The organism is Eubacteriaceae bacterium ES3 (assembly GCA_030586155.1).
In the GTDB taxonomy this organism is placed as follows: Bacteria; Bacillota; Clostridia; order Eubacteriales; family Eubacteriaceae; genus Acetobacterium.
In genome coordinates this window covers 367723-389213 of the sequence record CP130741.1, presented here as the reverse complement: position 1 = coordinate 389213, position 21491 = coordinate 367723, and the positions used below count along the sequence as shown (strand labels likewise).

18 protein-coding genes and 1 other annotated feature (1 of these 19 running past the window's edge) are annotated in these 21491 nt (G+C 39.4%); of the genes, 3 read left to right on the top strand and 15 right to left on the bottom strand.

The genetic code is table 11. From position 1 onward, the window contains the following. Nucleotides 1-730 precede the first annotated feature (730 nt). The gene (locus Q5O24_01700) at nt 731-3277 is read left to right on the top strand and encodes a chemotaxis protein CheW (protein ID WKY48070.1); all 2547 of its coding nucleotides are present in this window, start codon (nt 731-733) and stop codon (nt 3275-3277) included. Between the two features lie 45 nt (nt 3278-3322). On the opposite strand, the gene Q5O24_01695 is transcribed toward Q5O24_01700, so the two are convergent. The 3 genes from Q5O24_01695 to Q5O24_01685 all read right to left on the bottom strand — a co-directional run bounded on the left by Q5O24_01695 (nt 3323) and on the right by Q5O24_01685 (nt 6497). Beyond that, the gene (locus Q5O24_01695) at nt 3323-4747 is read right to left on the bottom strand and encodes a sensor domain-containing diguanylate cyclase (protein ID WKY48069.1); all 1425 of its coding nucleotides are present in this window, start codon (nt 4745-4747) and stop codon (nt 3323-3325) included. A gap of 105 nt (nt 4748-4852) precedes the next feature. After that, on the bottom strand, nt 4853-5389 hold the full coding sequence (locus Q5O24_01690) for a DUF2284 domain-containing protein (GenBank protein ID WKY48068.1): 537 nt from the start codon (nt 5387-5389) through the stop codon (nt 4853-4855). 187 nt (nt 5390-5576) lie between these two features. Beyond that, nucleotides 5577-6497: an AEC family transporter gene (locus Q5O24_01685; protein WKY48067.1), complete on the bottom strand. Its 921-nt coding sequence runs from the start codon at nt 6495-6497 to the stop codon at nt 5577-5579. Between the two features lie 190 nt (nt 6498-6687). Between Q5O24_01685 and Q5O24_01680 the strand changes: the two genes are divergently transcribed. Then, nucleotides 6688-7401, top strand: a complete 714-nt coding sequence (locus tag Q5O24_01680; GenBank protein WKY48066.1) for a FadR/GntR family transcriptional regulator — start codon at nt 6688-6690, stop codon at nt 7399-7401. A 24-nt stretch (nt 7402-7425) separates the two neighbouring features. On the opposite strand, the gene Q5O24_01675 is transcribed toward Q5O24_01680, so the two are convergent. From Q5O24_01675 to Q5O24_01650, 6 genes are all read right to left on the bottom strand, one after another. Then, a complete protein-coding gene (locus Q5O24_01675) occupies nt 7426-8097 on the bottom strand; it encodes a cyclase family protein (GenBank protein WKY48065.1) in 672 nt (223 codons plus the stop codon). A gap of 157 nt (nt 8098-8254) precedes the next feature. Next, nucleotides 8255-9070, bottom strand: coding sequence for a class II fructose-bisphosphate aldolase (locus tag Q5O24_01670; GenBank protein ID WKY48064.1), 816 nt, complete (start codon nt 9068-9070; stop codon nt 8255-8257). Continuing rightward, a complete protein-coding gene (locus tag Q5O24_01665) occupies nt 9060-10508 on the bottom strand; it encodes a four-carbon acid sugar kinase family protein (GenBank protein ID WKY48063.1) in 1449 nt (482 codons plus the stop codon). Before Q5O24_01665 ends, Q5O24_01670 begins: the two co-directional genes overlap by 11 nt. Next, entirely contained in the window at nt 10505-11407 is a 903-nt protein-coding gene (gene garR, locus Q5O24_01660; protein WKY48062.1) for a 2-hydroxy-3-oxopropionate reductase, read from the bottom strand. Before garR ends, Q5O24_01665 begins: the two co-directional genes overlap by 4 nt. A 288-nt stretch (nt 11408-11695) precedes the next feature. Next, nucleotides 11696-11896, bottom strand: coding sequence for a cold-shock protein (locus tag Q5O24_01655; GenBank protein ID WKY48061.1), 201 nt, complete (start codon nt 11894-11896; stop codon nt 11696-11698). 264 nt (nt 11897-12160) lie between these two features. Beyond that, nucleotides 12161-13066: a gamma-glutamylcyclotransferase family protein gene (locus Q5O24_01650; GenBank protein ID WKY48060.1), complete on the bottom strand. Its 906-nt coding sequence runs from the start codon at nt 13064-13066 to the stop codon at nt 12161-12163. Nucleotides 13067-13802: 736 nt separating this feature from the next. Between Q5O24_01650 and Q5O24_01645 the strand changes: the two genes are divergently transcribed. Beyond that, the gene (locus Q5O24_01645) at nt 13803-14540 is read left to right on the top strand and encodes a polysaccharide deacetylase family protein (GenBank protein WKY48059.1); all 738 of its coding nucleotides are present in this window, start codon (nt 13803-13805) and stop codon (nt 14538-14540) included. Between the two features lie 32 nt (nt 14541-14572). Here Q5O24_01645 and htpG read toward each other — a convergent pair whose 3' ends face one another. The 6 genes from htpG to Q5O24_01615 all read right to left on the bottom strand — a co-directional run bounded on the left by htpG (nt 14573) and on the right by Q5O24_01615 (nt 21056). Beyond that, nucleotides 14573-16459 (bottom strand): molecular chaperone HtpG, encoded by a 1887-nt coding sequence (gene htpG, locus Q5O24_01640; GenBank protein ID WKY48058.1) that lies wholly within the window; start codon nt 16457-16459, stop codon nt 14573-14575. 312 nt (nt 16460-16771) lie between these two features. Further along, on the bottom strand, nt 16772-17077 hold the full coding sequence (locus Q5O24_01635; protein ID WKY48057.1) for a cupin domain-containing protein: 306 nt from the start codon (nt 17075-17077) through the stop codon (nt 16772-16774). A gap of 3 nt (nt 17078-17080) precedes the next feature. Further along, nucleotides 17081-17839 (bottom strand): ATP-binding cassette domain-containing protein, encoded by a 759-nt coding sequence (locus Q5O24_01630; GenBank protein WKY48056.1) that lies wholly within the window; start codon nt 17837-17839, stop codon nt 17081-17083. Then, nucleotides 17826-18731, bottom strand: coding sequence for an ABC transporter permease (locus Q5O24_01625; protein WKY48055.1), 906 nt, complete (start codon nt 18729-18731; stop codon nt 17826-17828). Before Q5O24_01625 ends, Q5O24_01630 begins: the two co-directional genes overlap by 14 nt. A 170-nt stretch (nt 18732-18901) precedes the next feature. After that, nucleotides 18902-19894, bottom strand: a complete 993-nt coding sequence (locus tag Q5O24_01620) for an ABC transporter substrate-binding protein (protein ID WKY48054.1) — start codon at nt 19892-19894, stop codon at nt 18902-18904. A 79-nt stretch (nt 19895-19973) separates the two neighbouring features. Beyond that, a complete protein-coding gene (locus Q5O24_01615; protein ID WKY48053.1) occupies nt 19974-21056 on the bottom strand; it encodes an iron-containing alcohol dehydrogenase family protein in 1083 nt (360 codons plus the stop codon). A gap of 310 nt (nt 21057-21366) precedes the next feature. Continuing rightward, nucleotides 21367-21491 (bottom strand) — a binding site (T-box leader); it runs 119 nt beyond the window's last position.

Sequence of the window (21491 nt, the reverse complement as noted above, 5' to 3'; positions counted from 1 at the left end):
CTTGGTTAAAAATAACGAGCTTATAGGTTTCTCATTATCAAAATGTCAGCGATTACAATTCGCCATTCAACAATATGCTGAATTTCTATTTACCTGCTGATTAATGTAATCTAATATTAATCTTATTTAATATCACTGTCAACCTTTTTTTAGTGTAATTTATTGTTTTACGATATCGTAAAACAATAAATTTATCAATTATTGAGAAATCTTTATCTTTTGATTTTTTGTTTGCCATCACGCAATCCATTTAATAAAGCGTTTATATTGCGACACAAGAATTTCTTTAGATGATTTTACTCAATGCTTCTTCTTAGTTCTTTTTATTTACGAAATTCTGGTATCATTCCCTGTTGAAGCAAACTTTTTTAAGCAGCAATTATATGCATATAACATTTTTTAAGTCTATTTATCTTAAATTTATTGATTTACTCATTTTTTTGTATCTATTGCAAATAACTACACTTTTATAAATATTAGCATTTACATCCATCCGTCTCTTAATTTTATCCACATCAGCAACTAAATTTATTTAAATTTGATTTATTTTCAGTGTTATTATGTTATAACTGCGGGTAAAAATTTTGTGATACCATCTTTATGTAATCACAAAGTATTGCTCTATTTGTTGTCAATCTGCACTATAAATCTAACTACAAGAACAGGATTGCTTGCTCATTCATACAAAATCCAGGAATTTTTAAAATCCATCAAACGACAGGAGACTAAAATGATTATTTACAAAAACAAAGACTTTCTTTCCCATATGCAGGATGTCATGGACTATGACAAAAGAATTTCTGAACTGAACAGTCAATGGGACAACATCAAGTTACTCTGTGAAATCAATTGCCCGATTCAGTCTAAAAACGTTCTCCCCAATGTTACCAGTATCCAAAAAAGCTTTTTTAGTTTAAAACAGGAACTTATCGATACATTAATTTCTGAAAAGTTAAGAATTATTGAACAAAAGATTATCTCAAAAACTCAGGTCCAAATTGATCTACTGATCAGAAACCTCTACGAACGCACGGCCGATGTCGGTTTTCTGGCCATGGACGATGATATCCGAAATTTTATAAAAATGGATAGCCGAACTGATGATGCTCTCTATCAAATTCAAAACCGCCTGAAAGAATATGTAGCCAAATATTCTGTCTATGATGAAATCATTATTCTCGATCAGAATAATCAGGTCATTGCCAATCTGGATCCGGACAACCCTATCCTGAATATGATTATCAATGATCCTATTATTGAAACAACCAGAACAACATCAGACAGTTTTGTCGAAGCCTTTCAAAAATCAGACCTCCGCCCTAATAAGGAACGCGCCCATATTTTCACCAGCAAAATCACTGACAAGGGGGCAACGATTGGTGTTATCTGTCTCTGTTTTCGTTTTGAAAATGAAATGGACGGAATTTTCAGTAAACTTACCCGAGACTACGACGGCTCAGTCATCTCGATTATCGATACCGACAACAAAGTAATCGCCAGTAGTGACCCCAATCATGTTCCCCTTGGTGTCACCGTTGAACCCGTTGATCCCGGCGTTACCGGAATTGAATTCTATCACGGTATTTCGTCGATTTCGAAAACAGTTCCTACCAACGGCTATCAGGGCTATATGGGACTTGGCTGGCGCGGACACATCATGTTGCCGTTAAATATTGCCTGTCATGAAAAGGACGATCTGACAGAGCTCAATGAAACAATCCGGGAAAAACTTTTGTCACTTAACAATGCTTTTTCCGATAAATTAGGTGCTATTACCCTAAAAACTGAATCCATTAACAGCGCCCTGCGAAGAATCGTCTACAATGGCCAAATTATTGCCCGTGATGAGTCACTGCAGGATGAATACACGCGACTAAAACCCCTTTTGCGGGCTATCGGACGAATCGGCACCGAAACAAGCGACCTCTTCCAGAGTTCTGTTACCGGCCTTTTTTCAACGGTAGTCTCCAACAGCCTGATTGATTCGAAATTTACAGCTTCACTCTGTGTCGAAATTATGGACAGAAATCTATACGAAAGAGCCAATGACTGCCGATGGTGGGCTCTAAATTCCACCTTCCGCCAGCTTCTTGCCAAAGACAGACTCATCGAATCCGAAAAGAGTCAATTAACTGATATTTTAGTCTATATCAACGGCCTTTATACGGTCTATACAAATCTCTTTCTCTTTGATCAAACCGGCACTATTCTAGCAGTTTCAAATCCTAAGTGTTCAGAAGACATCGGAAAAACGCTTAATGACCAATATATCAAAAATATCCTTTATAATTCACAACCCGAACTATACTTTGTGTCACCGTTCGAACAGACAGATTTATACGATAGTCGTCCCACTTATATTTACGGTGCTTCTGTTACCGATATCGACCATCCTGGTCGCGTGGTCGGCGGGATTGGCATTGCTTTCGACAGTGAAGATCAGTTCCAGCGTATTCTTGAAGAATCCATTAGTGAAAGTACCTATGCCCTCTTTACGGACCGCAACAAGACAATCATCGCTTCTACTAATCCCAATCACCCGGTAGGCTCCAGTCTGCAGCTCGACAATGATTTCTTCACCATTGAAAATGGATCATCAGTCTCCAGAATTCTAAACGATGATGGTTCTTATACCTCCGTTGGCTGTGCCTGCTCCTCAAGCTATCGGGAGTATAAAGAAAGTGATGGCTACCAGAATGACATCCTGGCCTTTGTTTTTGTTAAACTGGCTGATACCAGCACAAGCCACATTAAAGAACATAAATCTGCTGAAATTGAGCAGGTGGATATCTATTTCTCTATGAATGATCCCTTTGTCAAACTGGCCACCTTCTCGATTGACGGTCAGATGTATGGACTCGACCAATCCTATGTCCTGGAAGCACTGGATATGGAAGGTGTCATCTCAATGCCGGGGATTTCAGGTCCCATCAAAGGGGCCGTTGAATATGAGGGTAATTTTATAACTGTGGTCAGCCTTAGCGAACTCTTTAACAACCAGCAGGATCTGCTGAGCACCTCCAGCTTATTGGTTCTTCAATTATCTGAAACAGAACGTATCGCTTTGCAGGTCGATCAGCTCAATAATGTATTGGAGATCAATTTAAATCAAATCCGCACAGTTGGTATTTCATCTTCCGTAACCGGCATCTTTTCACCAGAAGATGCTGCCGATCAGACTATCCTGGTGCTGGATCATCAGATCCTCTATGAAAAGCTGATGACCAATGAGCTGGCTGCCGATTTTCTCCAAAACCTCCCTCTGCTACAACAATAAAAAAAGCAGTCTGAATTCAGTAAAACTGTTTTCAGACTGCTTTTTTTATTGATAGACTACCTGATTTTTTCCACGGGATTTAGCTGCATACAGAGCTTGGTCTGCCCGTTTGATAATTGAATCTTCGGAATCCTGAGCAGTCGCCTGTGTCAAACCAATACTGACTGAAATATTATATTCTGCCAGCAGAAGATCTTTACCAATCGCTATTCTAAGCTTTTCCAGTAACGCATATGCTTCTTGATGTTTTAGATAGATAATACCACTCAACTCATCTCCACCCCAGCGGGTGATCAGATGATCCGCTAAAATACTTTTACCTAAAATCATTACCTGCTTAAGAATTGCATCTCCCTGCAAATGACCATGTGTGTCATTTAGTCTTTTAAATCCATCGAGATCCATCATAAACAGACACCAGGGATCTTTCGTTTCATCCTGAAAACGTAATACATACTTCAGTTTTTCATCAAAACCCTTACGATTCATTAAAACACCAAAAGAATCAAGCAATGCTGTTTCACGAATGATATCATTGTTCTTTTTTAAAACCTTTAATACTATAAACAAAATTGAAATAAGGATCAGCACCGTAAACATAAAGTCATAAAACATTTGCTTATATAAAGACTCAGCCAAAATCTGAGTGTTTTTTCTAACAATCAGATACCAGTCCATTTCCTCAATATAATGACTGATTACAAATTCTTCATGAGCCTCTTCATTTACATCAAAAACATTAAGCTCTTGAGATTTATCATAAAGTGCCTGACCAATCCCCTGGTACATTTCCAGATCATTGATATTCACCGATTCAATATAATCGCCATTTCTGTGGGCTTGAATCAGACCATTAGAATCAACCAGCAGAGCCTCAAGACTATAATTATCTTCAAATTCCAGCAGTAGATTTTGAAGATAGTTCATTTCGATGCCGACACCGGTCACCCCAATCACCTGGTTATTTTCATCATATATTTTACAATTAATAAAAACTGTTAAGAGCTGATTGTTGGCCTCATCCTGATCGACATCTAATGCATAGATATTGTCCTGCTTCATAAACTGATAATACCATTGGTCGTGATTATTTGAATCGTCAACAACTTTTAACAGACCATCATAGGTATAATACCTATTTGACTGATCTGAAACCAAAAAAACAGACTGATAGTCGTATTTACTGCGTATTCCTTCCAGATAATTGATAATCTCAGTTTCCTGCCGTTGCCCTTCATTATTTATCCACTCTTTAACAAAAGCGTCATTCGCCATTGTCAGACTGACAAAAATCGGCTTTGTCAGTTCATTGTCAATTTCTGAATAGATGCTGGTCGACGTCAGCTTGGAAATATTCATGATATCATCACGGATAATCTGACTGTAAATATAAAAACTAAAATAGGAAATGGCACTTATTCCACCAATTATAATTGTTGCAATAATAATTGCAACACGATTCTTTTTCATTACTGCTAGCCTCTCATCATTAAAAATCATTAATCCTGATTATAACATAAAAAGCGCTATCTGCGTAAGCAAATAGCGCTTTGGAAAACTGCTTCTTATAAAAATCTATTCAAAAAGAACACAACCAACATAGGTTAAGGTATTAGGACCATAATAGTAGTCGACTTCATTTTTTTGACAAAGTTCACTGACTAAAATCCCATAGGCTTCTACTGAAGAGATGGCCTTTTCTGGAAAACGGCAAGGCTTGTCTGGATAAGTACATTCGCTGCATATCGTGCAGCATCCGTCACCCAGGGGCAGCATAGTCAGTTTCTGTTCTGCCAGCACTTCAACCAGTTCGGTAAAGCTTTTTTCATGTTCTTCTTTAATCTCTTCCATTCCCTCAAAGTCAAAACTATCCTCAAGCTCTCCAGTTGTCTGAAGGAGAATTCCCTTCGAGTAAGCTTTCACTTTTTCACGACATTCAGGGATACTTCCGCATCCGGGAGGACAAGCCCAGTTTTTACCATAAATCTGACATTTATTATCCTGGCACATCTGTCTAACTTCATCTTTTAAATCAATAGAATTTACATCCATTTCAATCGCTTTGGAAAATCCCTTTTCCATAGCCAGCTCTAAGATTTTTTCTAATTCCATTTGTTTTCCTACCTTCTTTGTTTTTAGTTGTTTACAAACGTTTTCACTTCGACTTGTACATGTCTTTTGATTTTCTTTACGAATGCCAATATTCTAACATAGTTTAAACTAAAGTAAAAGGGATAAATTAAATGGATTTAATTTATCCCTTTCTTCCAACTTTTAATATTACTTCCAGCATGGATACTTACCCCAGCAAAAACCATGAAATAACCGGAATTGTGACAACTGAAGACAAGGTCGTTAAAAAAACCCCCCTAGTTGCCAGCGCAACATTGTTCTCATAACGGTTACTGAATAAAACAGCCGATGTCGCTACCGGCATAGCAATTATCACAACCATAATCCCCAGAATATAGGTGTTTTCAATAACCGATCGTAAAACCGCCCAGGCTGCAATTGGAAAAAGAATTTGTTTTATTAACAGATAGGGATAAAGGCGAATCTCTGTGAATACACTTTTCATGGAAATTCCTGCTAACGATACCCCTATTACAATCATAGCCAGCGGCGTGGTTGTACTTCCAACTGTTTCGAATGTACTGTTTAAAAGCTCAGGTATTTCAATACCAGAAATAAACAATATTACCGCAATAACAGCTGAGAGAATACCCGGCGTCAGAAAATTCTTCAGTCGAATGCTTTTAAATCCGTCTTTGGACATCAGGGCAATTCCCAGGGTAAAATTAAAAAAGTTGAAAACCAGATTAAAAATCGTTGCATAAAAAATTGCACCTGTTCCAAAAATCGATGCAATTACCGGAAAACCCATAAAGCCGACATTAGACCAGGTAGTCATATAAATATAGAGATTTCGCTCTTCAGGGTTAATTCGCAAAACTCTGGTTAAACCATATGCCACAAATGGCATTATTGCGAAGAACAGAATTGAAAGAACAAACATCACAATTACAGTACTTTGGTCAGCATCCGTCGGCATCGCTGCGACTGAAGAAAGCATCAGACAGGGTAGGGTAATATTTAATATCAATCGGGACAATTCATTTCCAAACTGATTACTTACAATTTTTTTTCGCGCAGCCAGATATCCCAAACCCAGCATTAAAAACAATTCGAGCATCTGATTAATTACTATTCCGATATCCACAGGCCACCCCTTATAATAAACTTTATTCAATATATCACAGGCAACCTTTTAGTTCAACAAACATCAGCATGATTTATGATAGAAAACCTTTGCTGTTTATTGATTATTTCTTAACAATCTGATATAATTTCATTAGATGTTTATACGTCCTACATTTTACGACGAATCAATCGAACTTAAGGAGAATCTCATGCACAAACCTGAAAAATCCAACCTCGGTTTAGCACCCATCGACAGTGGATCGATTGTCGACAAAATCATTGATCGCATTGTCAAGGCTATATCTACCGGGCAATTTCCGGTCGGTGAAAAACTGCCCAGCGAATTTATATTAATGGAAGAACTTAATGTCGGCAGAAATTCCCTGCGTGAAGCCATGAAAATCCTGTCAGCCTTAGGTGTTGTTACCATCAAACGCGGCGATGGTACCTATGTCTGTGATCATATCGCGCCAACCATATTCAATCCCATTATTTACAGCATCATGTTTCAGGCCCGCAGTGATGACCATATGGTGGAATTCCGTCGACTGATGGATGAAACCGTTCTGCGCACAGCCATGAAAAAAGCAAGTGCAGAAGATCTTGCCCGACTCGAAGACCATATCAAAAGTATCCGCCAAACTTATGAATCTGGCGATAAAGAAAAAGCCGCCTACCTGGATTTTAAATACCATGTTATGATTGCCGATCTCTGTGATAATCCCTATATATCAAATATTGTCAACGGCATCTATGAAGTCTTTTCCCTATCCATTGAAGATACCATCACAACCGATGAGCTTTTTGACAATGCCGAACGCTTCCACTACGACATCCTAAACTGCCTTAAAAATAAGGATGAAGGCGCCATTGAAGCTGTAATCGCCGAGAGCGTCAGCTTCTGGTACCAAAAACAAAAATAAGCCAGGATTAACCTGGCTTTTATATTAGTCCTCAAGGCTGGCAATTACCGTTACCTGACTGCTGTCCACATCGACAATTCGCAGCGGAGCTGCAACAACTGATTTTATTTTTTTATCACCAATTTCTTCTAAATGCATATCTTCGATAGCGGTGATGAATTTTTCAGTATTAAATCCCAACAGATTTTGGTGGGCAATCCCGGCCAGTTCGTTACAGGGTGAACCAATTGCCAAAAAATCAAAGCCAACCGTTTTCAAGTTGTCAAAAGTATTGACCATATACAAACAGGTTTCCGGTGTCAGGAAAGGCCCTTTCATCTGGTAAGTTTCCGGTTCCTCTTTTCGAATTTTGTCAAACCCTGTTCTAATCAGCAACAAGTCAACTTTTTTAATTTCGTCTTCATAAGCTTTTAAATCCTCAACGGTCACACCTTCACAGGCCTTTTTAGGCAGATCAATGAGCAAAACCTTTTCAAATACAAAATACTCCATCGGCAGTTCTGTAATTCTCAGGCCATTGGGGTTAAAGTGTTTAGGCGCATCATAATGGGTACCACAATGATTTGGCAGTTCCGTAACAAAACTGTTAAAAGGTGTTTCATCATTAATTTCAGTTGCCTGCCTAACTTTTACTGTCGGTTCTCCAGGCCACGCCAAATCTTTAGGATCCAATTTGTGGGATAAATAAATGTTCATACTTTCACCTCATCTTATAATTTCAAAAATGTTTATAAATTTATAGTCATGGCTGTTTACCTGCATCAAATTTATAAAACTATTTTGATTTTAACGTTTTCATTAAACTTGACTTTTTCGGGCAAAATATATTTCACCCGAATTCTTTATTATTCTTTTAAGAAATTTTTCTAACAATATTCTGCATCATTCCATGCATACTTTGTATTGAATTCTCAATTACTTTTTCATATCTCATTAAAGCAGATGTCCCATTAATCTGGTCTTTAATCGCTGCAACGACACCTAAAGCTATTTCCGTATTGAAATTAATCTTTTGAATCCCCAGTTCAATTGCTTTTTTCAACTGATCATCAGGGATTCCTGATGCCCCATGTAAAACCAGTGGTACACTTGCTTGTTCTTTAATTTTTTTAAGTGCCGCAAAATCAAGCTTGGGGACACCTCGATAAACACCATGGGCATTTCCAATGGCGATTGCCAAAGCATCCACACCAGTCTCACTAATAAATTTGTAAGCGTGCTCAGGATTAGTGGCCTGGGTCTGCCCATACGAACCATCTTCAGGGTTTAAATAACCCAGTTCTCCTTCAACACTGACGTCACACGATGCTACTATTTTAACAACTTCCTGTGTCTTGCGGATATTATCTTCCAAAGATAGGGAGGACCCATCAAACATCACAGAAGTAAACCCAGAATTGACCGCTTGATGGATACTTTCCAGACTCTTGGCATGATCCAGATGCAGAGCCATTGGTATTGGTGAAGACTCTGCCAGAAAACGAACCATTTTCCCGATCATTCCTATCGGCATCAAACTCATATAGGATTCACCGAAAGAAAAAATAACCGGTTTTTCTTCCTGAACCGCAACCTGAAAAACAGAAAGAACAGTCTCTGCATTATAAACATTAAAGGCGGCTACAGCCCTATGTTTATATTTTAATACAGTTTTTAAATCAGTCAGCATTGTCTTTCCCCATCAGAATTTCTACCGCTTCTAAAAGGGTCGTTTCAGTTCCCACGTTACCTGGAAAAATAACATAGGGAAGTCCGGGAAACAGGCTTTCTTCACCTGTCATCCAAACCGGAATTCCAGGTCTTATCTGACCCATTACCCTGGCCTTTTTAACGCGAAGAGCTTTCGTTCCAATATCACTGGAAGTGATTCCACCTTTGGCAATAATAAAATTGGGGCGGATTGAAAGTTTCCCAATAATACTTGTCACCGCATCGGAAATTTCGACAGAAATTCTTAACTGTGCTTCTTTATCATCAGTATCCAGATCAAATCGTTCTCTTCTGGTATAGACAGCCACCGACTCCCCTTTTTTTATTTTCTCCTCAACTAAAGCGATCACCCGCTCCACTTCTTCATTAAGCCCATTCTTTTCAAGCACTCGATGCTGATTGAATTCAATAAATGTCATTGGCAGATTGCCTGATTGCAAGGTATTAAGCTGTTGAGTTGTTTTATTGACATGAGATCCTACAATTACAATCCCACCATTCTTATTCTCCGATAAAATCAATTCATCATGAGTTAATAAAGCTTTGTCAGGAACTCCACCCAATACTTTTGTGACCGCCGCTGCCGATCGGAAAATAAATGTCTTACCTTTTTCGATCGCTTTAACCAAAGCAATTACAAATATTTTTACATCTACATAGTCAATTGCGTTAACCACAATCTTATTAAAACCAGATGCCCCCATCAGCTGATCAACAATTCCATCAATTTTCAAACCACGCAAGTCATCCAGGCTTAAATAAGTTACGTCAGTCGCCTTGTAGTTTCCATTTGTTTTTTCCTCGCACCATTCACCCAGATGTGATTTAGTATAGCCAAAGGTTTTGTCTTTGGCAAATTCTGTTTCTGCTGCCGGAAGCAGCTCCTTACCTTCCTGAACATAGTGAATATTGTTGATGGTAAACCTTCCACCTTCTTTGAAGAAGGGAAAAATTATTTCACCGTCAATTTCAGTATTAGAGTCGTTCTCAATTACACTTCTCAAAACTTCCGTCTCCAACGGATAATGCCCTCTTAAAGTGGAGTCGCTGCGGCTGATTAAGATAAACGGCTTACCCGATTTTTGCGATTCGGCAACCACGCGTTTGGCAATCTGCTCATGAACTATTTTTGTTTCTTCAGCAGTCAATCCCCGAGAGTTGGTCAATATGAAAAAAATCGTTTTTTCTTCAGCAAATCCTTTTTTGATGCTTTCTGGTTCCCAATCCGTATATACAGATACATCATGAACAGTTTGGACACCAGTGGGATCATCATCCAGTACGACGATCTTGTGATTCAAGCCTTCTAAAGCCTTTAACAAGTGTTTATCAACCCATTTGTCATCAACTTCCGGGAATGAAGTGAGCAAGGAAACATTTTGCCGGGGTTCATTCATCTGTTTTCCTCTTTTCTTCGAACTTCTACTCTAGCCATTTTTTCAAAATACTGGACAATTCCACCATGATCATCATCAATATGACCATCTACTTTTAAGGCCTGCATGATTTCCAGTAATTGGCTGCTCATTGGCATTGGTACATCAATGGCATGGGCTGTCGCCATTACATTTTTAATGTCTTTCAAGTTGATGGAAATCTTACCGCCGGGGGCAAATTTACGCTCAATCATCAGTGGCGCCTTGGCATCCAACACCGTACTTCCAGCCAAGCCACCGCGTATCGCCTGATAAACCAGTTCCGGATCTGCTCCTGCTTTAGTAGCCATTACCAAAGCCTCTGAAACAGCTGCAATATTCAGATTGACGATTACCTGATTAGCAAGCTTAGTCACAGACCCACTACCAGTTCCACCAACCAAAAGAGCGCTGGCACCCATTTTCTCAAAATATGGCATGATTGAATCAAAAGTATTCTGTTCCCCACCGACCATAAAGGCTAATGTGCCATCTATCGCTTTTGGCTCCCCACCGCTAACTGGAGCATCGAGAAACGAAACACGCTTTTCCTTAAGCTTGTCAGCACAGGTATGTGACTCTACCGGCGTAACTGAACTCATATCAATTACAATACTATCTTCTTTAATGGTTTCTGCAACACCACCAGCACCAAACAGAACCTTCTGAACAATTGCCCCATTGGGTAGAATGGTGAAAACTACTGAACATTTCTCACCGATTTCATTTAATGAACCCGACAATGCTCCAAGCTCAGTGAGTTCCACCACAGCCACTTTATCAAGATCATTTACCATTAGCGCAACACCCTTGTTCAGCAGATTTTTTGCCATAGGTTTCCCCATAATCCCTAATCCGATAAATCCAACCATCTGATTCATAACGCCTCCTTGCATCGGTCATCCTACGTTTGATGTTAAAAATAAAACATACGAAGTACGGATAACGTCCTATGTTTGAATTCCTTTACATATCGTAATCTATTCTGTTTAATTTGTCAATTGATTTTTTTCGTTTTTTCTTCAACCATATATCAATTTACAAAGAGTTAAATCCCTTGAGCTTTTTTCTAATACCTGGTCTGTAAAATCCCATAAAAATAACAGGCTACAAATTCAAAAAACTTGAACTCATAACCTGTCTGATTTACACTATCTTATTTGCATAAATTATTTTACAAGTTGAATATTTTCAGCTTGTGGTCCTTTTTGGCCCTGAACAACATCAAATGTTACTTCCTGACCTTCTTCTAGAGTTTTGAATCCATTAGACTGGATCTGTGAGAAATGTGCGAAAACATCGTTTCCATCTTCTCCTGTAATAAATCCATAACCTTTTTCAGAATTAAACCATTTTACTGTACCACTCATGTGCGTACCTCCTAATTTTTGTTTCCCTAAATCCAGTAAAACTGATAACAATACATTTCAAATCAGGATAATACGTTAAAACATAAGTATCGATTAAAAATAAAGCTGTTACTAATTTACTACATATTTAAGTACTTATATATCATAACACGAATACTTTCAATAATCAATTTATTTTAGATATCTTAAAAAAATAAATTATTGCTGTCCGTTGAATTCAACGGACGGTAATAAAAATTTCTATTTTAACTGTGCTTACTGTTTTTATGCTCCGCTTTCAATTTCTGATTCAATCTTTATCAGTTCCATCTCTTTCTCAAAGCGATTGGTATAGGTTTCTTCAAACCATTCTGGAAATACAACTATTCTATAATGCCGATGTTTATTCAGCGGTTTCTCCGTAAACAAATGACCTCTAAACCCTTCTTTGAGCTCAATATCCCTGTCCATTAAAAACTCCGGCAACAGATTTTTAAGTTTTTCCTGTATCCGTTCCGGATGCACCATCGTCATACCAGTAGCAACCAGAACTTCTCCACAAAACGCATCATGCCCCATCCAATAAACATCATGACGTAAAGGGTAGTTTTTTAAATTAACAGAAAGCTCTCCAAGATAACTATAATCTAATTGATTTTGCTGTTGTTCTTCAACTTCGCCAAACAAACGTTTCTTCAACTGTTTCAATTTATTAGGCGGTAATTTTCGGGCTTCAAACCGTAAAATGACATCCCCTGCCGGAAGGTTTAAATCCCGCACTTTACAAAAGGCCTCTAAAAGCTCATCAAGATTTTCTTTTTTAAGGCCTGAATTAATATCATTTTTTCTGACAGCCTTTTCTTCTCGAACTCTTTTTCGTTCATAAAACCACGCTTCTACCGATTCTCCATCCATCTCGACCTGGATTTTTTCCCTTTCATATACCGGCACCTCTTCCCATTGATCGGCACGAAGCAGTTCTTCACTGGTTAGCTGAAGCACCCGGCCATAAACGCACTGATTACCCGGCACAAGATTAAAAAAGCCATCTGCATCCATTTTAACCTGATAATCACTAAGCTTACCCGACTTCGAGGGTATTTTCTTTCCAAATATTTTTTTTTGTACATATTCATCTCTTAATGTTCCATATGAAAAAAGTAATTCCACCGTAACCTCGCTTGTTTGCATTTTTTATGCAATATACAGAATTTTTTATCTGTATCAAAATTATTCTTTATTTATACATAAGCCAATTTTTACCATCACGTAAAACTTAGTTTGGTTCTCAGCTATTACAAGTTATTTAGCTATAAACTGCCCTTGATAGAAACTTTGGAAAGTCTCGAAAAAACATCTAACCCGCTACTCCCTTATTTTCCACGAAAAAAAGGTGTTACATTTCAATTCAATGTAACACCTTTGTCATTGCTTTTCTTACTCTCTATTATAGTTTAAGTCGAAAAACTTTTCAACTGCCTTTTTTAATCCTTCACTACAAATTCTGATTATTTATTAAAATTCATTTCCTTTAACCGCTTACAACCGTTTTTGTTTGTCTTATTAAATCTGATCATCATAAAATAAAAAAAGTTCTTGTGCCTTGTCCTTCTTCTCTGATAGACTAATATTAACAAATGCTTTTTCACTGATCATCCTGCTTGTTAATTTCACTTTAGAGGATAAAATGAAAAAATACAAGAAACTCAAAATCAAATCATGGAAACAGTTTATCACTTACACCTTGACTTGTCTGGTAGTTCTTTCTGCTACAATAATTGGCGGTTCTTTTGCCATTTCCCGTATCGTTTCCGCCTCCGAGTCTAATTACCCTTCGAATTCCGATGAACGTCTACTAGCTGCATCTGATATCAACTCACATAATAGCCAAAATAATTCCAATCAAAATGAGATAGCCCCAGTCGACGTGCAACCAGCAACCACTCAACCTACAAGCCAAGATAGCAGTTCAAACATAACAACTGCGCCAATTACAGACTCATCTGACGGCGATCCCTATGCGGATATAAAAACACGCTTACTAAGCAATGACACCGATGGACTGAAAGTCGTATTTCTGACCTTCGACGATGGTCCCAGCACTTATACTTACGAAGTTCTCGATTTGTTGTCTACATACAACATTAAAGGAACTTTTTTCACTAACCACCGAAAAGGCGATTACGCTGCCGATTGTTATCGGCGAATCGTTGCCGATGGACATACGCTGGCTAATCATACCAGCAGTCATAATTACGAGTTCTACAACGATCCAACAACTTTCTTAGGCGATGTTCAGACCCTGCGCGATTATCAGATTGAACTGACTGGTGTTGAACCCCCAAAAATATTCCGCTTTCCCGGCGGTTCCGCTAATGCCAATGAATCCTGTGTTCAGGCTATACTTGATGCCGATTATAATTATGCCGACTGGAATGTAGTCGCTGGCGATGGCTCTTCTTCTGTACCTGAATCTGCCATCATCGCTCAAAATATTATTGACGACTGTCATCAACATGATGTCTCAGTGGTTCTCTGCCATGCTGAACTTAAAGAAAATACCAGGGCAGCCCTACCTGCAGTAATTGAGACACTCAGCGCCGAAGGCTATACCTTTCTGCCAATGGAAGAAGTCTTTTACTACCCACGTCAACTTGAAATATAAGGAAAGCCCCTGCAAAAGCAGGGGCTTTTTATTTACATCAGTTTACTGATATTCTGGGTGAAGGCTACCACATCTTCAATAGGCAAACCAGCAATCAGTCTTGCCTGATCGTAGAGCACCTGGGTATATAGTTTAAACTGTTCCTCATCCTGACCATAAAATTCTTTGATTTTTTCATAAACAGGATGATTTTTATTGATTTCCAGTACTTTTTTGGCTTTAGCCTTTTCTCCAGTTCCCATAACGTTGAGAGTTTTTTCCATTTCGATGGATAAATCTCCCTCAGTTGACAGATAAGCCAGATCTTCTTTTAAATGAGAGGTGGTTTTTACTTTGACCACTTCTTCACCAATTAAACCTTTCATCTCTTCCATCATTTTTTCTTCGTCTTGAGTCAATGTCTGTTCTTCTTTACTCTCTTCTGATTCATCGAGACCCAGATCATCACTAGATACATTTCTGAATTCTTTATCCGCATAAGTCCGAATCATCTGAATAACAAACTCATCAATATTATCAGTCAGATATAAAAGTTCAAAGCCTTTATCCTTAATAATTGAAACTTGTGGTAACTTGTCCAGCGATTCTACGGAAAGTCCTGAAGCATAGTAAATATATTTTTGGTCCTCAGGCATTCGATCAGTATATTCCTTTAAAGTGACCAGTTTTTCTTCTTTTGAAGAGTAGAAGAGCAGAAAGTCCTGAAGTTTTTCCTTATTCTGTCCCCAGTTATCATAAGTTCCTACTTTTAGTTGGTTGCCAAAGGCATCGAAGAATTTTTCGTATTTTTCGCGATCATTTTCCAGCATACTTTTTAGTTCTTCGGAAATTTTCGAATCAATTTTTTTGCTGATCAGTTTCAACTGACGATCCTGCTGCAGCATTTCCCGAGAAATATTTAGAGAGAGATCTTCTGAATCCACAACCCCCTTAACAAAGCTGTAATAATCAGGCAACAATTCCCCGCATTTTTCCATAATCAGAACGCCGTTAGAAAAGAGTTCCAGTCCCTTTTCATATTCTCTGGTGTAGTAATCATAGGGGGCATTGCCTGGAATATAGAGAATAGCCTTATAACTAAGCATCCCTTCGATATTCATGTGCATATATTTAAGTGGTTCTTCATAACCGAATCGTTTATCATGATAGAAGTTATGATAATCTTCTTCAGATAATTCGTTTTTATTTTTTCGCCAGATCGGCACCATGGAATTAAGTACTTCATCTTCCTGATAAGTTTCATATTCGGGATTTTCCGGATCTGCCCCTTCCTTCATTCGGGATTTTTCGGAAAGCATCTTAATCGGGTAACGAATGTAATTAGAGTAATGTTCAACCAGCTGTCGCAGTTTATAAGTTTCAAGATATTCATCATACTCATTATCTTCGGTATTCTCTTTAATCTGCAGGGTAATCCGCGTACCGTGACTTTCCTTTTCACAGGTTTCGATTGTATAGCCATCTGTCCCTTCCGATACCCAGCAGTAGGCTGTTTCTGAGTCGACTGCTTTTGTTTCGACTGTTACTTTGTCTGCGACCATAAAAGCCGAATAGAAACCAACTCCAAACTGACCGATGATATCGAATTCTTCATCCATTTCCTGGCCTTTTTTAAAATCAAGAGAGCCACTCTTAGCAATCGTACCCAGATTATCTTCCAGTTCCTGCTCACTCATTCCAATTCCAGTATCTTCAACTACCAGGACACGCTTGTCTTTATCCGGTGTAATCCGAATATAATAATCTTCTTTATTAAATGTTTTATCCGTATCTGTAAGGGTTTTATAGTAGACTTTGTCAATGGCATCCGAGGCGTTAGAGATCAGTTCTCTTAAAAAAATCTCTTTATGGGTATAAATTGAATGCACCATCAAATCCATTAAACGTTTTGATTCTGATTTAAACTCTTTCTTTTGCATCACTTTTTCCTTCCTGTTATTACTTGAATTAGCACTCATAATGAAAGAGTGCTAACAACATTTATTTTAATCACTTTTTTAAGTCCTGTCAAATTAAATTTATGATTTTTAAGTATTTTTGAAATTTCCATTTAAAATTATCCCGTTTTTTATCGTTTCTACATTAACACCCTAACCATTATTTTACTTCATCTTCAGAAATTTTCCAGGCACAAAAAAACACCGGTTACGAATACTCATCCTGGAATAATCCATTACCGGCGTTTTGTACCAATCAATTCTACAAAGCAATCAGCATTTTTTAGTTTCAATCTATAGGTCTTCACGACCTGGTACAAACATCTCCAGGAATTCCTGTTCCACTTCAGAGACCAAAAAACCATGTTCAACATCGGCCGGTATATAAAGGGATTCTCCTGCTTTTAGACACATGGTTTCCGAACCGACTTTTATTTCTGCACTTCCTTTTAACAGATAATCGATCTGAGCGTAGGGATGCCGATGAACAGGCGGTTTAGTGCCAGCTACAACCGTCATTCTGACCAGACTCACATCAGGTTGGTTTTCCAGTACTTCCCGCATGGCTCCTGGCGGAAGTTTATGTTTTGTTTCACTCATATCTTACTCCTTTAAATGATAAAGGGTTCGAAGACCTTCAACCGTCAGATTCTTCTTTTCCTCACCCGAAAAATCCTGGGCAATCACCCCACCATCCATCATAATCAGGCGGCTTCCATAAGAAATAGCGTCTTCCAGGTCATGTGTGATCATCAGTGCCGTGAGACCGCCTTCTTCAACAATCTTCTGGGTATACTCCATAACATCAACTGCCGTCTTGGGATCCAGGGCGGCAGTATGTTCATCCAGAAGAAGCAGTTTAGGCGGATTAATGGTACACATTACCAGTGCTACAACCTGGCACTGGCCACCAGATAAATCCTTCATTGGGCTGTCCATCTTATTCTCCAGCCCCATATCCGATTCTTTTAGTTTCTGATAAAACAGCTTCTTTAAATCTTTAGTCAGGGCCCAGTTTAAATTTTTCCGTTTCTGTCTTCCATAGGCCAACGCCATATTTTCTGCCACTGTCAGATTAGGTGCCGTTCCCATCATCGGACTCTGGAACACCCGACCGATAAATTTTGACCGCTTGTGTTCTGGCAGAAAAGTGATATCGATCTGATCAAGAATAATACTGCCGTCATTTGAGAGGATGGTTCCGGAAATCAAGTTGAAAAGCGTCGATTTACCAGCTCCGTTATTTCCCAGAACAGTGACAAACTCGCCCTTTTCCATATTCAGATCAAGTCCTTTAAGGATATGATTTTCGATACCGCCTTCTTTTTTAAAATGTTTTTTCAGATTTTTAATTTCCAGCATGATCATCCCTCTTTTTCAGTTCATAGTTTTCCCGGTAATAACGAACAGCTGGGATAGCCAAAGCGATTGTAACAATCACAGCTGACAAAAGCTTCATAGCATAGGCCGGGAAAATTCGGGTGCTGATAGCAGCTGCCAGAATAAAACGATAGACAATCGATCCCAGAACGCAACTGATCATGCCCGCCAGGATAGTTCGCCGTCTGATAAAGGCTTCTCCTATAATAACTGCAGCCAAACCAACTACCAGCATACCCGAACCTGAAGTCATATCCGCATAACCCTGATCACAGGCAATCAGGCCACCGCACAGGGCAATCAGTCCATTGCTGACCATTAGTCCAATCATCTTATAACCATCCACGTTCATTGATGAAGCTCTGGCCATCTTTTCATTATCACCAATCGCCCTGATACACAAGCCGCAGTTCGTCTTAAAAAAGAGCACCATCAGAAAAATCATCAGCAGTGCAATGAATACTGAAACCACAATTTTAGAAATATTATAGGCAAAAGGCAGCTGGCCGGCAATCAGATCAAATACTGAATTGACTCCCAAAAGCGTCACATTGGAAGATCCCCCCATAACCATCAGATTAATGGTATAAAGACCGGTCATGGTTAAAATCCCTGCTAGAATCGGCGGGATTCTCAGCTTTGTCTGCAAGAGTGCGGTTACCAGTCCGGCCAGAGAACCGGCCAACAAGGCAAAGATAATACCCACAAAAGGATGTCCGGCCACGACAAAAACCGTCATAACCGCCATCCCCAGGGTAAAGCTTCCTTCTGCCGTTAGATCCGGCGTATTCAGAATTCGAAAACTGATATAGATCCCCATCGCCAGCAGGCTGTAAATCAGACCCAGCTGCAGAGAACCAAGAATTAATGTCATAGTGTGCTCCTTAATAAAATGGTAAAAGGGCGATTGAAAATCGCCCTGTAGTGTCTGAAACGCCACACTAACCAATGTCCTAAAGCTACAAGTATAGGATCAATTGTCGTGCTCAGTCCATGTCACTCTCTTTGAATTTAATCTGAAAGGTGAATATATCGCCCATCTGATTATTCAACAATCGTTGCCTCTGATGCAATCGCTTCTGGAATGGTTACCCCAATCGCAGTTGCGGTTGTCTGATTGATCACTGTATCGGTTGCTTCCATATAGATAGCAGGAATCTCTGCCGGAGTTTTACCGTTTAAGATTTCAACTGCCATTTTAGCGGATTGTGCTCCGATCGCCCGGTCACCAATAGCAACAGTTGCCAGGGCACCTGAATCAACCATTACGGCTGAGCTTCCGTATACCGGTTTGCCTGCATTTTTAGCGGCTTCGGCAACAGTTGGCATCGCATTTTGAATAACACTGTCGTTTGGAATAAATACAGCATCAACCTGAGTCAGAAGACTTTCAATCGCCTGCTGTACTTCAGAAGAGTTTGTAACAACGGCTTCTTCAACCGCATAGCCACCAGCTTCCATCAGCTCTTTGGCTTTATTGACGGTACTTACTGAGTTGACCTCACTGGTATTATAGATAATTCCGAAAGTAGAAATACCAGGTGTCAGTTCAACAGACAGGTCAATGATATCAGCAATTGGAATAGGATTTGAGGTCCCTGTAGCATTATGATCAGGTTCTTCCATCGTCGTTAAGATCCCAGCCTTGATCGGATCAGATACCGTGATAAAGACCTGTGGGGTCTCAGACTTCATATTGACAAAAGCCTGTGAAGCCGGGGTAGCAATTGTCGCAACCAAATCATAGCTTCCATCTGCCATTTCCTGAGCAATGGTATTTAAAGTAGATGCATCACCCTGAGCATTTTTAACGACAATTTCCATTTGATCTTCAGTATAGCCCTGAGCTCTAAGTTCATCGATAAAGCCGTCGCGCATATCATCGAAAGCTCCATTTTCAATCATCTGAATCACACCAACTTTTAAAACTTCACCATCACTGCCTGATGTGTCACTTGATGATGAACAAGCTGCCAGTGAGACAACCATCGTCGCCATCATGACCAGTGCCAATAACTTTTTAAATCCTTTTTTCATTTTCTTCTTCTCCTTTTTTTATTTAACAGACATCTGACAGCCCAAAATAATGATATTATTTCAAACTGCAGACAGCCAATTAATTCATTGCTTCAAGTTTTAAAAATGCTTCGCTCAACATTTCCACTGTAATTTTATATGGATTATGGCTAATATCCCCCATTTTTGTGATCGTGTTAAGATATTTATCCATAGTTTTCATATCCAATTCCAGCTCTGCTAAACAGCAAGGCAGTTTAGCTTCTTTATTAAATGCATAGACTCGCTTGAATTCTTCTTCCTGACCGTCAACAAGTAAAAGAACCAGAACGCCAAAGGCAACCATTTCGCCATGAAGATGCTTCTCCTCATCAAACCCTGGTACTGTCGTTAATGTATAGTAAATAGCATGTGCCAGGCCGCTGTTATAATCCGGTGTATGGGATAAGGTAACAAGAATTGAAACCCAGGCCGTTGTAACAATTATAGTTAGTGCCGCCTGTTCAAAATCATCACTGACCACACCCATCTCATTGGCTTTCAAAGCACCAATACCATGCATCAGCACTGACTCGGCGCACTGTCTACTGATATGAACGCCTAAACTCAAGGGATGGCCCAATTGGTCCCCTCGAGCGGAAATTGAAGCTTCATAATATTTTGCATAGGTATCGCCAAGTCCCGCCCATAAATATTTGACTGGGGCCTTGGCTAAAAGCCCTGTATGAATAAAAGCACAGACCGGCGGATCTTTTAAAAATTCCGGTCTGATAAAAGCGCCACTTTGATCATACATAATCGATACACTGGTACAGGGCGAGCAATTTGATGCAATAGTCGGGAAAGCAAAGACAGGCTTTTTAACCTGTTCTCCCAGGAATTTGACCGTATCGACCACTCGTCCACCGCCCACCGCAAAAATCATATCTGCTTGAATAACTGATTCTTCCCGTTTAAGCTTTTCAATGTTTTCATAGGTACAGTTACCGCCGTAATAGATGGGGTCGGATAACTCCAGACAAGCGTTTTCAAGCTCCTCCTGAAGATATGGTTTGGCTTGATAGTAACCATAGTTTCCAATGACCACTGCCACTTTCTTCCCATAGGGAGTGCAGATTTCAACAACTTGATCATAGGCACTTTCTCCCACCCGGTAATTTGATATGTTTACACTATATGTCATTTTCTGCCTTTCTTGCAATTATAAAAAAGAGTGTGCTCCTCATCAGGCGTTTTGCGCTCCCAAAATTTTTCCGGCACACATCACTGCTATCGCTCCGACTGTCTCGGGCTTGTAAGCCTTAAACTTGCAGGGAAGTTACATTCTGCAGGGCACTCGTCGTAGCTATCGCTCCGACTCGTCGCGGGCTTCGCCCGCTGAAGGGTGTTGATGTACTAAGCGTCCGAAAGCGAGCTTTCTCCCACTCAGCACATCAACACCCTTCACCCGGCTTCATTTTTCGCGAAAAATAAAAACTCCTGTCCTTATATATACAAAGGACAGAAGTTAAATATCTGCGGTACCACCTTAATTAGTGCTAAAAGCACCCTCTCATGACGTACTAACATACGTTTTCCTGGGATAACGGACGGAAACCCCGTTGAACATTACTTGGCC

What these genes read in the sequence shown, in the direction of transcription:
- Q5O24_01630 (WKY48056.1), bottom strand. Translation starts at nt 17,839, where the DNA reads ATGCTGGAAATTAAAAATCTGAAAAAACATTTTAAAAAAGAAGGCGGT.
- Q5O24_01650 (WKY48060.1), bottom strand. Translation starts at nt 13,066, where the DNA reads ATGCAAACAAGCGAGGTTACGGTGGAATTACTTTTTTCATATGGAACA.
- garR (WKY48062.1), bottom strand. Translation starts at nt 11,407, where the DNA reads ATGAATCAGATGGTTGGATTTATCGGATTAGGGATTATGGGGAAACCT.
- Q5O24_01665 (WKY48063.1), bottom strand. Translation starts at nt 10,508, where the DNA reads ATGAATGAACCCCGGCAAAATGTTTCCTTGCTCACTTCATTCCCGGAA.
- Q5O24_01625 (WKY48055.1), bottom strand. Translation starts at nt 18,731, where the DNA reads ATGACATTAATTCTTGGTTCTCTGCAGCTGGGTCTGATTTACAGCCTG.
- Q5O24_01655 (WKY48061.1), bottom strand. Translation starts at nt 11,896, where the DNA reads ATGAGTGGTACAGTAAAATGGTTTAATTCTGAAAAAGGTTATGGATTT.
- Q5O24_01690 (WKY48068.1), bottom strand. Translation starts at nt 5,389, where the DNA reads ATGGAATTAGAAAAAATCTTAGAGCTGGCTATGGAAAAGGGATTTTCC.
- Q5O24_01670 (WKY48064.1), bottom strand. Translation starts at nt 9,070, where the DNA reads ATGCTGACTGATTTAAAAACTGTATTAAAATATAAACATAGGGCTGTA.
- Q5O24_01700 (WKY48070.1), top strand. Translation starts at nt 731, where the DNA reads ATGATTATTTACAAAAACAAAGACTTTCTTTCCCATATGCAGGATGTC.
- Q5O24_01635 (WKY48057.1), bottom strand. Translation starts at nt 17,077, where the DNA reads ATGAGTGAAACAAAACATAAACTTCCGCCAGGAGCCATGCGGGAAGTA.
- Q5O24_01675 (WKY48065.1), bottom strand. Translation starts at nt 8,097, where the DNA reads ATGAACATTTATTTATCCCACAAATTGGATCCTAAAGATTTGGCGTGG.
- Q5O24_01620 (WKY48054.1), bottom strand. Translation starts at nt 19,894, where the DNA reads ATGAAAAAAGGATTTAAAAAGTTATTGGCACTGGTCATGATGGCGACG.
- Q5O24_01695 (WKY48069.1), bottom strand. Translation starts at nt 4,747, where the DNA reads ATGAAAAAGAATCGTGTTGCAATTATTATTGCAACAATTATAATTGGT.
- Q5O24_01615 (WKY48053.1), bottom strand. Translation starts at nt 21,056, where the DNA reads ATGACATATAGTGTAAACATATCAAATTACCGGGTGGGAGAAAGTGCC.
- Q5O24_01680 (WKY48066.1), top strand. Translation starts at nt 6,688, where the DNA reads ATGCACAAACCTGAAAAATCCAACCTCGGTTTAGCACCCATCGACAGT.
- htpG (WKY48058.1), bottom strand. Translation starts at nt 16,459, where the DNA reads ATGCAAAAGAAAGAGTTTAAATCAGAATCAAAACGTTTAATGGATTTG.